Source organism: Roseobacter sp. (genome assembly GCF_045106495.1).
In the GTDB taxonomy this organism is placed as follows: Bacteria; Pseudomonadota; Alphaproteobacteria; order Rhodobacterales; family Rhodobacteraceae; genus Roseobacter.
On sequence record NZ_JBGCEQ010000011.1, the window covers coordinates 178,437 to 192,348 of the forward strand.

Sequence of the window (13,912 nt, forward strand, 5' to 3'; positions counted from 1 at the left end):
TTGCGGCTTTGATAAAGTTCCATTGGCTGCTGCGCAATCCAGCCTAAAGGCGGTATCGCGTGCAATGCTGGTCACGCGGGCGGATATGTGGTTGTTTCGGATCGAAAAGTCCCGGATCGGAAACAAAAATGGCTCACAAGATTGCATTCACCGCAAGCCGTGCGGAGGTCGCTCAAACTGCGCGTGCCGCTCTTATCACGCGCTACGGGAACAATGCATTGGAGGACGCGGACGTAATTGTGGCTCTCGGCGGCGACGGTTTCATGCTGCAAACGCTGCACAATGTGCAAAGCTTGAATACACCCGTTTACGGTATGAACCGGGGCACCATTGGGTTTCTGATGAATGTCTATTCGGAGACTGACTTGCCTGATCGGCTTTTGGCTGCAGAAGAAGCAGAGCTCAATCCGTTGAACATGACCGCGACCTGCACGGACGGCACCACAACCTCCGCTCTTGCGATCAACGAGGTTTCTTTGCTACGCGCCGGCCCCCAAGCCGCGAAACTGAAAATTACCGTCGACGGCCGTCTGCGCATGCAGGAACTGGTTTGCGACGGTGCTTTGGTCAGTACACCGGCGGGTTCAACAGCTTACAATTACTCAGCGCATGGCCCGATCCTACCCATCGGGTCGGGCGTATTGGCTTTGACGGCCATGAGCGCTTTTCGTCCAAGACGGTGGCGCGGTGCGCTGCTTCCCAAAAGCGCAGTTGTTCGGTTTGATGTGCTGGAGCCGGAAAAACGCCCCGTAATGGCGGAAGCGGATGCCAATTCGGTATCGGGTGTGACTTGTGTCGAGATCAGATCTGAAAATAGCACGGTTCACCGCATTTTGTTCGATCCTGGTCACGGCCTGGAAGAGCGCTTGATCAACGAACAGTTCACCTGATCCACATTGTGAGAACGGGTTCGTCTGCACTTAGCGGGTCACGCACCGCGTGTAAGTTCGGATGGCGCCAGGCAAATTAGGCGGTCACACCTGTCCGATGAACACGCTTAAACACCCGGCCTCAGATAAAGGTGTTTAGCGGGCAAGCCCGGCAGAGACAAATCACGCGGTGGACATGCCGCTAGCCTTGAGGCGCAAGGTAGCTGCGCACAATCTCTGCCGTGCGATCCACGTCCAAAACGGGCGGCAGCAAGGTCAACATCTCGCCGGATCCGTCCAGTAAATGAACAAAGCTGCCATGGGCGTAAATCCAGCCGTATTCTGGATCCTGAAACAAGGGCTTCACCTCAACCGAAAAGGCGTTGTATGCCACCTGTAAAGCGGGGCCGTCTCCCGTCAACCCGATGAAGTCGGGATGAATCTCAGCGAGAGGCGCGCCCATTGTCTCCACACGATCCTGATCCGGAGCAACAGTGATCATAACCGGAGTGACCACAATATCTTCTTTCGCCAATAGATCCACAACATCCGCCATCAGCGGCAGGGCAGCCGAGCAGATGTTGAGGCAGTTGGCATATCCAAAGAACAAGAGCTGGGCGTGTCCGTCAGGATCAGCCTGGGAACGCGTATTGCCATATTGATTCACCAGCGCATAAGCGCCGCCAATGTCAAAAGGCAGTGGGTTTTCCGCTTGAGCAGCACCCGCGGCCAGTACAAACAATGCGGCCCGCCACATCAAAAATTCTCTTCTGCGTATGTTGCATCGGCCTCAAGACCCAATCCAAGATACCCCTCAGCGGCAATCACGTCCTTGATGCGCGGATCGCGACGAAACCAGGGACCTTTGCCCTTGGCTTCAGGGTATTTGGCTGCCCACTTCTTAGTCCAAGTGTTGGCCTTGATCCAATCGGCTTCACCGGATTTGATGCGTTGTACCAGGTAGATATTGCTGGCGCCGATCTCTTCATCTTCGATCAACAACCCATCCACTTCGATCACCTGATTGCAAAAAGGGGCAAGTTCTTGGGCGGCGCCCGTAAAGGCCGGTTGGCTGTTTTTCATCGGCAAGACCATCACGTCATCCGAGCTTCGGATCAGGCCCAATTGCCGCGATCCGGCACCGCAGTCTGTCGGGCAATCGCCCGTTAGTTCGCATAGCACATCGACGACTTTGGCCTCGAACCGTGCGGGAATTTCACCGTAAAGGTTCCAGGTCTTGGCCTCGGAGTTCGCAGAGAAGTCTTGGGCCGCAAGAGGGCTGGCCATCAGGACCAGGGCGAGACAAATATTGCGCATTATTTCGGCTCCGGGAACGAGAATGAAGGAATGGTGCCGTAGTCTTCGTGGGTTGCGTTCACGATATCCATGTCGCTGACCACTTCATTGACCACAAGATACTTCAGACCGTCGCGCTCGTAGAGCATCCCGTCCGCCGTGACAGTATGCGCGGCAAGGCTTAGTTGCGTATCTCCACTGGCGGAATTGGCATCTTGCGCAATCTTGAGGACAGTGTAGACAGTGCCATCTTCCGCCAGAAGCCCAACCGGGATCCCGCCTGCCGAACACCAAAGAGCACAAGTGTGGTGTGCGGAACCTACAACAGCGTCTGGTCCACCCATCACGCCCGAATAATAACACCACGTATCTATGATTTCGCCGGTAACCTGAATGCGGCTTCCTTCGCTGGCAGCCCATCCGGGAAGTGCCAAAATTGACAACAATAGAGGTAAGACTTTTCGCATGGCGCAATCTCCAATTAGGTGCCCAAGCCTATTCGGGTAGGCGAAATCGATCAATCCGCAATTCTCCGCCGAGTGATCACATTTTACCGGAACCTTTCCAGTCATTGCGGTGTTGAGCCGTTAAGAACGTACGATATGTCTGCGCCCGGACGAAGGAGACCCGCCAAGCAGGAAATCTCGATGAACTATGAAGCGAGTGATGGTGATAAGGTCAGAAGATTGCTCAGGTCCCTAGGAAATAGGAAGATTTAAGAGGTGTGTTGCCCGCCTTTCAGGTATCGATCCACGCCGCAAAAGCCTGCTCAGAGATCAGATTGACAGTTTTATCAATAAGGAAAGATCAGTTGCTTTATTTACCTCGTAGCAACTGATTAGTAAAAGGCGGCCCCTTGCATTTGGGGTCGCCTTTTTTGGCTTCTTGGTTTCGCGCTAATCCAGCGTAAACAGTTCTTGACGCTCGGAGACGCCACGCAATCGGTACTGACCGAGCGATACCAGATCGGAGCGTTTGCTCTGCATTGGACGCGCCACATTCGCTGATATCACGATGTTTTGGTCTACATGCGAACACATACTCGACAATCGTGCTGTAGTGTTCACGGCTGGGCCGATCACGGTAAAATCCAGCCGGGTTTTGCCACCGATATTGCCATACAGGACCTCGCCGCTATGAAGTGCGAGGGTGAAACCCGTTGCCGTCAGACCGTCGCACATACGGCGTTTACTAACCCGGTGCATTTCGCCACGAATGGCGACGGTCGCTTCGATTGCTGCCCTTGGAGCGTCTTCCATCTTTGACACGTCAAAGATGAACAGCATCCCGTCTCCCATGAATTTGAGAACATTTCCGCCGTGCTTTTGCACGACGTCAACCGCTAAGGCGAAATATGCATTCAGCATTTCGATGATTTCGGGGCCGTCAAGCGTTTCGGATAATTTGGTAAAACCGGACAAATCGAAATAGCAGATTACCGTATCAAGCCGCTGTACCGAACCGCGGATAATGTCGCCGGACAAAACACGCATTCCCGCATCCCGTCCCAGATAGGTTGTCGCAATATCTGCGGCCAGTTGCCGGTTGGCACCTGATTTCAGCGCAAGAAACAGCGAAGGCAACAAATCCCGGAGAGCGTCCAATTCTTGATTCGAAAACCCTTCCGGCCCGTCAGCTGTCAGCGAAATCAGGCACCCTTCGGGCGTATTGTTGGGGTCAACCGCAAGCCCGCCTTCCGGATCTGCAAAAAACGCTTTGAATGCGACATAGTCGGTAGCTCCTTGGCTGCGGATATCGTCGAAAAACGGAAACCATAATTCTGGATCAGGTTCAGTCAGTCGCTGGCGTATTTCGCTGATGTTGTTTTCCAGCAGATAATAAAGTGGGCTCGAAACCCAATTTTGTTGCGGCTGCTCTGTATGAACAAATGTTTGGCTCTGAGTGCCGGTTTCGCGTCGCCAGTTGTGGGCCAGGCTACCGAACTCCGGGTGATAGGCCCGAAGCGATACATGCGCCCGCATCAATGACAAACCTGCAGTGTTCAGCCCGGCGCAGAAAGTCTCCAAAATCACCCCAAAATGCGACCCCTCGAGCCCCAATCCGATCAATCGGGTTTGAAGGGCGCGTAAATTGACCTGCAGATCTCGACTGGTCATAGCGGCCTCCTCCGCGCGTTGTCTTACTCTTTTGCATAGCCGATTGTGCGCAGTGCATCACGGATTTCGTCCAGGATGGCCGGATCATCAATCGTTGCGGGCATCTTGAAATCCTCGCAGTCGGCGATTTTCACGACCGTTGCACGAAGGATTTTACCCGACCGTGTTTTAGGCAAACGGTCCACAACAAGTGCATTTTTGAACGCCGCGACGGGGCCGATTTTTTCCCGCACCAGTTTGACGCATTCGCTTGAAATTTCGTCGTGTGGGCGGTTCACCCCAGTGGTCAAACACAGCAACCCGAGCGGAGCCTGACCTTTGAGCGCATCGGTCACACCAACGACAGCACATTCGGCAACATCCGGGTGGGCGGCAAGCACCTCTTCCATCGCGCCTGTGCTCAGGCGGTGCCCGGCCACGTTGATCACGTCATCGGTTCGCGCCATGATGTAAAGGTATCCGTCCTCATCAACCATGCCTGCATCGCCGGTTTCATAGTAGCCAGGAAAGGTGTTCAGATAGCTTTTGCGGAAACGGTCGGTCGCGTTCCACAGTGTTGGCAACGTGCCTGGGGGCAGGGGCAGTTTGATCGCAATTGCGCCCAACTCACCGGGTTTTTGTGGATGCCCGGCCTCGTCGAGGATCTGTACGTCGAATCCCGGCATCGCAACAGTGGGCGAGCCGATCTTTACGGGCAGAGCTTCGAGCCCCGCTGGATTTCCTGCAATGGTATAACCCGTTTCGGTTTGCCACCAATGGTCGTATACGGGCACCCCCAGAATATCACCCGCCCATTCGATCGTGTCAGGGTCGGCGCGTTCGCCAGCCAGATAGAGCGCGCGCAAGCAAGAGAGGTCATATTTTTTTCGCTCAAGCCCTTTGGGATCCTCACGCTTTACCGCGCGGATCGCTGTTGGGGCGGTAAAAAAACTGCGCACGTTGTGTTCGGAGATGACACGCCAGAATGTTCCGGCATCTGGTGTGCCGACCGGTTTGCCTTCAAAGACGATTGTCGCATTGCCGTGGATCAGAGGGCCATAACAGATGTAGCTGTGGCCGACGACCCAGCCCACGTCAGATGCGGCCCAGAAGACATCACCGGGATCACATTGGTAGATGTTTTTCATCGTCCAGTTCAGCGCAACCAGATGGCCGCCTGTGGGGCGTACAACCCCTTTTGGCGCTCCGGTGGTACCGGATGTGTAAAGGATATAAGCCGGGTGATTGCCCTCAACAGGAACGCAGTCAGCAGGTTCGACATTTTTTTGAGCTTCATGCCAATCCAGATCGCGCCCTGAGATCAGTTCGGCGCGTTCCTGTTCGCGTTGTAAGATCAGGCAGACCTGCGGTTTGTGTGTTGCCAGATCTATGGCGCCGTCAAGCAGAGGTTTGTAATGGATCACCCGCCCTGGCTCCAAGCCACAGGAGGCGGCGAGAATCGCCTTTGGTGTGCAATCGTCGATGCGCACGGCCAGTTCGTTGGCGGCGAATCCGCCAAAGACCACCGAATGCACCGCACCAATGCGGGCGCAGGCGAGCATGGCTTCCAGCGCTTCGGGGACCATTGGCATATAGATAATGACCCGGTCGCCTTTGGTCACACCTTGCGCGGCAAGGGCGCCAGCAAGTGATGCAACACGCGTTTGCAATTCGGCATAGGTAAGGCTGAATTTGGTGCCGGTGATCGGACTGTCATGGATAATGGCCAATTGGTCGCCGCGACCCCTTTCCACGTGACGGTCCACCGCATTGTAACAGCCGTTTGTGAGGCCATCTGCGTACCACTCATAGAGGTCATCGCCGCGATCAAACAATGCCTTGCTCGGGGGTTTGGTCCAGTCGACGGCTTGCGCTGCATTCATCCAAAAAGTTTCTGGGTCCGCCATGCTGGCAGCGTATGTATCTTGATAGCCCATCGATCCCTCCCGGCCTTACGAATGGTCTTGGTGTAGCCGTGGCGTGGGGAGGACCGCAAGAGGCCCGCGTCAAAGCCCGAAGGGTAAGTTGAAAATGTTTGCGTTAACTGGGCCATCCACTGAAGGACGGCCGTCTCCGAGTTCAGTTCTGCGAATTGTTTTCTCACAATTCTCGGGCGCATCTGGAACGCAGTTGATGCGCTGGGCACCTACCGCAACCGTTGTCGTAGCATAACTTCGGGCTACCGCGCCTTTTCCCGCCTGAAATTCGCGCGTGATCGTTTGATAGGTCTTTCCATCGACAGTGATCGTGCCGGCGCTTTGGCTCGTAACGGTGGCGCAAGCGCAGAGTAAGCCAGCCACCCCCGAGATGAAAATCAGTCGCATGAACGGCCCCTTTTTAGATCACGACGATCACCGCAACGCCTATCTCACATACAAAAGGCGGCGTCATTGCCAATTTAGATGTTACTTTCGACGGTATAATTTCTGGCGATCAGTTCAGGTCAACCGGGTTTTCAAGACCGTTGCGCACTGCGGCTTCGCAATCGTTCGGGCTGTCCGGGATGCAGGTGTAGTAAAATCCGTACACACGTACACTCGAAGTTTGATAAGTTCCATTCGGTCCATCAATCGTACGCGTGCGGATATCATATGGCTCGCCATCGACCACAATTGTATTGCGAGTTTCGTTTGTCACACTGCTGCATGCAGCCAATGCCAAAAGCATTGTAGTTGATAGAAGAGCCAGATGTCTGAACACAAGATGATCCGATCAATACCTGAAAAATAGAAGTTGTGAGCTGTTACTCTAGGTTGAAGTTCCAAGGCAATCAAAATCAAGAAGAAGTTATTTGCGCCACTTAGGCGGATTGTGCCCGGCTATGCCACGCCAAAAACGGAAACTCACGTGGGTTACCGTGTCAATTCTGTGGTTTTGCTCAACCTCAGTTCTCATCTACCAGGTCTGGTTACAAGTTGCGGTATCTGGACGGCAGTTTTTTCTAAGACGGTCGCTGCGACCACAAATTAGCTACGATCTGCGCTGCCGTTTCGGCCTCGTTTCACTGCGGCCTGGCAGTCACCAGGACTATCTGGTTTGCACAAATAATAGTTACTGTTCACACGTACGCTCGACGTTTGATAGGCGCCATCTGGCCCGTCAAAAGTACGGGTGCGCAACTCATAGGATCGTCCGTCAAGGATAATGGTGCTGAATGTTTCGTTCGTAACCGAAGCGCAGGCCGCTGTTATGCATGCCGTCGCCGCGAGAAGTATGCGCCACGTCTTCATTGAGATAAGCTCCTTTGAAAACCTGTTTTGGATGCCTTCGAGAAAGAACAATAGACCAAGAACTGTGGCGATACACCATTCAAATTCAACCCAAAAGGGTTGCAGTTGTACCTGCAGTTGAGCCGCGGTCGGGGCAAACTTGGGAATAACGAGCACAGTGGATAAAAAAAATCAACAGACGTCACATCTTATCTTACGCGGCTGATCATCCGTAGTGGTCCACAGGTGTGCCCGCGATTGCCGACATGTTCAAAAGCCCACGTGCAGTAATCGAGGGTGACACGATATGTGCTTTGTTGCCCATGCCCATCAGTATGGGTCCTACCTCCAGACCTTCACCTTTCATTTTGAGAATATTGCGTACCCCCGATGCTGCGTCAGCGTGCGCAAACACAAGCACATTGGCCGCTCCTTCCATCCGGTTGGCTGGCAACACGCGTGCGCGCAGATTTGGATCAAGTGCGGTGTCGATGTTCATCTCGCCTTCATAACAAAAGTCATGCCCCTGCGAGTCCAGAAGTCGGATAGCGGCCCGCAAACGCCCGCCCGTGCCTTCGCCCTGATTGCCAAATTGCGACTGTGAGCAAAACGCAATTTTTGGTTCGATCCCGAAGCGGCGCACATGGCGAGCCGCCCCGATGGCGATGTTGGCAATCTGTTCTGGGTCGGGATGCAAATGCACCTGCGTGTCTGCAATAAACAGGGGCCCGTCTTCTAGGATCATCATGGAGAGTGCGCCGACGGGATTGATCCCATCCCGCCCCAGGATTTGTTGCAGATAATTCAAATGCCAGCGGAACTCGCCAAAAGTGCCACAAATCAGACTATCCGCTTCTTGCCTTTGGACCATTACCGCACCAATCGCTGTTGTATTGGTGCGCATGATGGCGCGCGCGATGTCCGGCGTCGCACCCCGTCGTGACATCAGGTCGTGGTACGTTCCCCAGTAATCGCGGTAGCGCGGATCGTTCTCAGGATTGACGAGATTGACATCTTTACCGAGCCTTATGGTCAAGCCCGCCCTTTCGATCCGGGATTCCATAACTTCAGGACGGCCTATTAAGATTGGGCGTTCGGTGGTTTCTTCCAACACGGCCTGCGCACAACGCAGAACGCGTTCATCCTCCCCTTCGGCGAATACGATCCTCCGGGGTGCCGCCCTAGCGGCTTGGAAGACCGGGCGCATCAGCAGGGCCGATTTGAACACAGATCCGTCCAGTTTTTGGCGGTAAGCTTCAAGATCTTCAATCGGACGCGTCGCAACACCTGTTTCCATCGCGGCTTTGGCCACCGCGGATGAAACAACCCCGACCAGACGCGGATCAAACGGTTTGGGAATAAGGTAGTCCGCACCAAATGTCAGTTGCTCACCCTGATAGGCCGCCGCAGCCTCTGCCGAGGTTGTTGCCCGCGCCAGTTCGGCAATGCCATCAATGCAAGCAAGTTGCATCTCGTCGTTGATGGTCGTGGCACCGACATCAAGGGCGCCACGGAAGATAAAAGGAAAGCAAAGTACGTTGTTGACCTGATTTGGAAAATCAGACCGGCCTGTTGCAATGATCGCGTCCGGCGCAACCTCGCGCACCAAGTCGGGCAAGATTTCGGGGGTTGGGTTGGCCAGCGCAAAGACAATCGGGGCATCTTTCATCTGAGATACCATTTCAGATGTCAAAACGCCGGGTCCTGACAGCCCTAGAAAGAGATCAGCCTGCGGAATGACCTCGTTGAGCGTGCGCATCTCGGACTTTTGCGCGAAAGCCGATTTGCTCGGGTTCATGTCGACCTCACGGCCTTCATAAACAAGCCCGTGAATGTCGCAAAGCCAGACATTTTCGCGTTTGACACCCAGCTTCAAAAGCATGTTGAGGCAGGCAATGCCTGCGGCACCACCGCCCGTTGAAACGATCTTGATGTTCTCAAAGGATTTGCCAGCGACATGCAGGGCGTTTGTGACTGCCGCGCCCACGACGATGGCGGTTCCGTGCTGGTCGTCATGGAACACCGGGATGTTCATGCGTTCGCGACAAATCCGTTCCACTGTGAAACAGTCTGGCGCTTTGATGTCTTCTAGATTTATCGCGCCGAAGGTCGGTCCGAGAGCACAGACGATATCCGCCAGTTTTTCCGGGTCGGTCTCGTCAACCTCGATATCAAAGCAATCAATGCCGGCGAATTTCTTGAAAAGAACCGCCTTGCCTTCCATGACTGGTTTGGAGGCGAGCGCACCGATGTTGCCTAGTCCCAAGACGGCAGAACCATTGCTGACCACCCCCACCAGATTACCCCGCGACGTGTAGCGAGCAGCGGTCGAAGGATCCTCTTTGATTTCAATACAGGCCTCAGCCACTCCCGGAGAATAAGCGCGCGCCAGATCTCTGCCGTTGGCGAGTGGCTTGGTCGCGCGTACTTCGAGTTTTCCGGGTTTCGGGAATTCGTGATAATCAAGTGCCGCTTGACGCAGGTTTTTCGATTCAGACATAGGTCGCAAGTCCCTCCCAGAGAATAGCTCAGTGTTAGGCTACTCTGGCGGGTAGGCCAAGGTGCTCTTTTCTCATGAGATAGAGGCGCAGCGAGGTTGCTGGCCCGGTGCGGGGCATCGGACAGAAGGTTTCGCGCTTTGGTCCGTAAGACGCGTCAAAACGGAGTTGTTCCCGACGCGGATCATCACCCGCTGGGCCTGCGCCATGTTTTTTACCAGCAACACCTATTGCAAAGCCAAGCGACTGACGACACGCTAGGGCCGGATTAACGTGGCGAAAGGGTCTCAAGTGTCACTGAGAGAGGCGGCGGCTGCCGTTCGGAATAATGCATATGCACCCTATTCAGAATTCAAAGTAGGAGCGGCCGTTCGTGCGGCTTCAGGGACGGTCTATGTTGGATGCAATGTCGAAAACGTGGCCTACCCTGAAGGCATGTGTGCCGAAGCCGGGGCGATTGCGGCCATGGTTGCCGCCGGCGAGGCAAGGCTTGTCGAAGCCTATGTAATCGCCGGCTCGCCTACACCCGTCACACCCTGCGGCGGATGTCGCCAGAAACTGGCTGAATTTGCAGCGCCTGACGCGCAGGTGACCATGGCCACGGTATCCGGAAACGAGCAAGTCACGACCGTAGGGGACTTGTTGCCCGGCGTTTTCAATGCGGCTCACATGAAGTCATGAGCGCCTCAAACGCTCGCTCTGTTTTGGCGCAACTCAGGCATGGGCGTCCGGTTGATCCCGCAGCTTTTTCTTGGGTGGCGGAAGGTCTTGCAGATGGCACAATCAGTGATGCGCAAGCTGGCGCCTTCGCCATGGGCATATGTCTGCAAAGTCTGAGCGACGATGCTCGGGTCGCGTTGACGCTGGCCATGCGTGATAGCGGGAAGGTACTGAAATGGGATGTGGATGGTCCCGTTTTAGACAAGCACTCGACCGGGGGCATCGGCGACTGTGTCTCCTTGATCTTGGCTCCTGCGCTTGCGGCCTGCGGCGCCTATGTCCCGATGATTTCCGGCCGTGGATTGGGTCATACGGGTGGAACCCTGGACAAGCTGGAAGCCATCCCCGGCGTTGCAACACAGCTGGACGAGCAGCGCTTTCGCAGCGTTGTAAGCCGTGTAGGATGCGCGATTGTCGGAGCCAGTGCGGACATCGCGCCTGCGGACAAACGCCTTTACGCGGTGCGCGATGTGACCTCCACCGTAGACAGTCTGGACCTGATCACGGCTTCTATTCTGTCAAAAAAACTTGCGGGTGGATTGGACGGGCTGGTTCTGGATGTAAAGGTCGGCAGTGGGGCGTTCATGAAGGACATCGGACCGGCACGTGCTCTCGCGAATGCTTTGGTTGGCACAGCAAATGCCGCCGGATGTAAAACCACCGCCGTGATCAGTGACATGGACCAACCCCTTGCCTCGAGCCTTGGCAATGCTCTTGAAGTGGCCGAAGTCATGCAGGTTCTCACCGTCACACCGCGCGGCCCGCTGGTGGAAATTTCGGCGGCTTTGGGCGGTGTTCTTTTGGCGAACGCGGGCTTGGCTGCTGACGCTCAGACTGGGGCGGATACCATAACAGAAGCGCTGCAAGATGGACGCGCGACCGAACGTTTCGGGGCCATGATTGCCGCCATGGGAGGACCTGTGAAATTTGTCGAGAATTGGGAGCGCTTCCTGCCAGAAGCTCCCGTGATCCGCGAGGTCAAGGCGTCGCGCGCCGGATATGTTCACGCCATTGACGGGGAAGCGCTGGGGATGATCGTGGTAGATCTCGGCGGCGGCCGAACAGTGGAAACAGACTCGATCGACCCTGCGGTCGGGATAGGGCAGGTTGTGCGGCTAGGCAGCAAGATTGCGGTCGGTGATCCCCTGGCCGTTATAAATGCCGCCCGTCCTGATGCTGCGAATCGCGCGGCCGCCGCAGTGCAGGATGCCATCAAACTGTCGGATAAGGCGCCACAACGAAAGCCCGATTTAATCCGCGAAAGGATCGCTTAATGGCGCGCGCATTTCTGGTGGTGATGGATTCCGTTGGCATTGGCGGCGCACCAGATGCCCATGCTTTTTTCAACGGGACGGTCCCAGATACCGGGGCAAACACGGTTGCGCATATTGCGCGGGCATGTGCCCAACGGGATGCTGTCGAAGGACGTGTTGGGCCTTTGCGCATGCCCAATCTGGATGCTCTGGGGCTTGGACGAGCGGTGCAACTGGCCAGCGACACCCCGGCGCTCGGGCTGGGTAAAGAACCTTCAGGGAGCTGGGGCGTTGCGACCGAAGTGTCCAAGGGCAAAGACACACCATCTGGGCACTGGGAATTGGCCGGTGTACCCGTGCCGTGGAACTGGCATTATTTCCCCGATGAAGAGAATGCCTTTCCGCAAGATCTTGTCGAAAAGACCGCTGCGTTAGCGGGGTCGGATGGCATTTTGGGCAGCTGTCACGCTTCTGGCACGGATATCATCGAAAAGTTGGGTGCCGCGCACATGCAAAGTCACTGGCCTATTTGCTACACATCAGCGGATTCAGTTTTTCAAATCGCGGCACATGAGACGACGTTCGGGTTGCAAAGACTGTTGGCGTTGTGCGAAGCGCTCGCCCCGACCCTGCACGCGATGAAGGTCGGGCGCGTTATTGCCCGGCCTTTCCTCGGCGATCCTGAAAACGGGTTTGTTCGCACTGAAAACCGCCGCGACTATGCGATTGTGCCACCGCGACCTATTTTGACCAATTGGGTGCAGGACGCGGGCCGTAAGGTTTATGGCCTGGGTAAGATCGGCGATATACTTTCGATGCAGGGCATTGATCAGGTTCGCAAGGGTCCTGATGCGATGTTGATGAAACATCTCGGTGACCTGCTGGAGAACGCCGAAGACGGAAGCCTGACATTCGCCAATTTTGTAGAGTTCGACAGCCTTTATGGTCATCGTCGTGACGTTTCGGGCTACGCGCGGGCTCTTGAATGGTTTGACCTTGAGATCGGACGGCTAATTCCGAAGTTGCGGCAAGGCGACGTCATGGTTTTGACCGCAGATCATGGCAACGATCCGACTTGGGTTGGAACAGATCACACACGTGAGCGTGTGCCCGTGCTGATTGCGGGCGTTGGAATTGAACCGCTGGGCCATTTAGGTTTTAGCGATGTTGCCAGGATTGTGGCGCACCATCTTGGTGTTCAAATTCCCTGATCCAAACTTGGTCGCCTTGTCTGGCAAGAACGCCCTTTTCTGTGAAGGAATTCCGACCGTCGGGTTGCGGCCACGCGTTCATCAGGTCAAAACGTGAAGACAAACAATATGAGGCGCGTTATGACCGATCACGTTACCGTCGTTGACCATCCTTTAGTTCAGCATAAACTCACGATCATGCGCGCGAAGGAGACGCCGACTGCCGTTTTCCGCCAGTTGCTGCGCGAGATCAGTCAATTGCTGGCCTATGAAGTCACACGAGGTTTGCCGATGACAACTAAAGTCATCGAAACCCCGATGCAGGAAATGCATGCGCCAACGCTTGACGGCAAAAAATTGGCGCTGATTTCGATTTTGCGTGCCGGAAACGGTTTGTTGGACGGCGTGTTGGAGTTGATCCCCTCCGCACGCGTTGGTTTCGTTGGTCTCTACCGGGATGAGGAAACGCTGCAACCTGTGCAATACTACTTCAAGGTGCCCGAAGCCTTGGAGGACCGTCTTGTCATTGCGGTTGATCCCATGCTGGCGACTGGCAATTCGTCTGTTGCTGCGATTGACTTGCTCAAGAAATCCGGTGCAACCAACATTCGGTTTTTGTGTTTGCTGGCTGCACCTGAGGGTATCGCCCGCATGCACGACGCTCATCCTGATGTTCCGATCGTCACAGCTGCCGTGGATGAAAAACTTAATGATATTGGCTATATCGTGCCCGGACTTGGGGACGCAGGTGATCGAATGTTCGGCACCAAGTGATCTGCCG

The 13,912-nt window shown here is 55.2% G+C and carries 13 protein-coding genes; 5 read left to right on the plus strand and 8 right to left on the minus strand.

The window, feature by feature from the left end; translation table 11 throughout:
* Nucleotides 1-128: 128 nt before the first annotated feature.
* Entirely contained in the window at nucleotides 129-890 is a 762-nt protein-coding gene (locus AB8B75_RS09375; protein WP_405361644.1) for an NAD kinase, read from the plus strand.
* Nucleotides 891-1,071: 181 nt separating this feature from the next.
* On the opposite strand, the gene AB8B75_RS09380 is transcribed toward AB8B75_RS09375, so the two are convergent.
* The 8 genes from AB8B75_RS09380 to AB8B75_RS09415 form a co-directional block, all read right to left on the minus strand.
* The gene (locus tag AB8B75_RS09380) at nucleotides 1,072-1,626 is read right to left on the minus strand and encodes an SCO family protein (RefSeq protein WP_405361646.1); all 555 of its coding nucleotides are present in this window, start codon (nucleotides 1,624-1,626) and stop codon (nucleotides 1,072-1,074) included.
* A complete protein-coding gene (locus tag AB8B75_RS09385) occupies nucleotides 1,626-2,186 on the minus strand; it encodes a hypothetical protein (protein ID WP_405361648.1) in 561 nt (186 codons plus the stop codon). The genes AB8B75_RS09380 and AB8B75_RS09385 overlap by 1 nt, the downstream gene beginning before the upstream one ends.
* Complete coding sequence (locus tag AB8B75_RS09390) at nucleotides 2,186-2,632, minus strand: hypothetical protein (protein ID WP_405361649.1); 447 nt, start codon at nucleotides 2,630-2,632, stop codon at nucleotides 2,186-2,188. Before AB8B75_RS09390 ends, AB8B75_RS09385 begins: the two co-directional genes overlap by 1 nt.
* Before the next feature lie 429 nt (nucleotides 2,633-3,061).
* The gene (locus tag AB8B75_RS09395) at nucleotides 3,062-4,282 is read right to left on the minus strand and encodes an adenylate/guanylate cyclase domain-containing protein (RefSeq protein WP_405361650.1); all 1,221 of its coding nucleotides are present in this window, start codon (nucleotides 4,280-4,282) and stop codon (nucleotides 3,062-3,064) included.
* A 23-nt stretch (nucleotides 4,283-4,305) separates the two neighbouring features.
* Nucleotides 4,306-6,198 (minus strand): propionyl-CoA synthetase, encoded by a 1,893-nt coding sequence (locus tag AB8B75_RS09400; RefSeq protein WP_405361651.1) that lies wholly within the window; start codon nucleotides 6,196-6,198, stop codon nucleotides 4,306-4,308.
* Between the two features lie 69 nt (nucleotides 6,199-6,267).
* Nucleotides 6,268-6,585: a hypothetical protein gene (locus AB8B75_RS09405; RefSeq protein ID WP_405361652.1), complete on the minus strand. Its 318-nt coding sequence runs from the start codon at nucleotides 6,583-6,585 to the stop codon at nucleotides 6,268-6,270.
* 109 nt (nucleotides 6,586-6,694) lie between these two features.
* Nucleotides 6,695-6,898 carry a hypothetical protein gene (locus AB8B75_RS09410; RefSeq protein WP_405361653.1) on the minus strand — a complete coding sequence of 68 codons (204 nt, stop codon included), beginning with the start codon at nucleotides 6,896-6,898 and terminating at the stop codon, nucleotides 6,695-6,697.
* Between the two features lie 798 nt (nucleotides 6,899-7,696).
* Nucleotides 7,697-9,970, minus strand: coding sequence for an NADP-dependent malic enzyme (locus tag AB8B75_RS09415; protein WP_405361655.1), 2,274 nt, complete (start codon nucleotides 9,968-9,970; stop codon nucleotides 7,697-7,699).
* Nucleotides 9,971-10,259: 289 nt separating this feature from the next.
* On the opposite strand from AB8B75_RS09415, the gene AB8B75_RS09420 reads away from it, so the two are divergent.
* From AB8B75_RS09420 to upp, 4 genes are all read left to right on the plus strand, one after another.
* Nucleotides 10,260-10,649: a cytidine deaminase gene (locus AB8B75_RS09420; protein ID WP_405361657.1), complete on the plus strand. Its 390-nt coding sequence runs from the start codon at nucleotides 10,260-10,262 to the stop codon at nucleotides 10,647-10,649.
* The gene (locus tag AB8B75_RS09425; RefSeq protein ID WP_405361658.1) at nucleotides 10,646-11,962 is read left to right on the plus strand and encodes a thymidine phosphorylase; all 1,317 of its coding nucleotides are present in this window, start codon (nucleotides 10,646-10,648) and stop codon (nucleotides 11,960-11,962) included. The genes AB8B75_RS09420 and AB8B75_RS09425 overlap by 4 nt, the downstream gene beginning before the upstream one ends.
* On the plus strand, nucleotides 11,962-13,152 hold the full coding sequence (locus tag AB8B75_RS09430; RefSeq protein WP_405361660.1) for a phosphopentomutase: 1,191 nt from the start codon (nucleotides 11,962-11,964) through the stop codon (nucleotides 13,150-13,152). The genes AB8B75_RS09425 and AB8B75_RS09430 overlap by 1 nt, the downstream gene beginning before the upstream one ends.
* A 120-nt stretch (nucleotides 13,153-13,272) precedes the next feature.
* A complete protein-coding gene (gene upp, locus AB8B75_RS09435; protein WP_405361662.1) occupies nucleotides 13,273-13,905 on the plus strand; it encodes a uracil phosphoribosyltransferase in 633 nt (210 codons plus the stop codon).
* Nucleotides 13,906-13,912 lie beyond the last annotated feature (7 nt).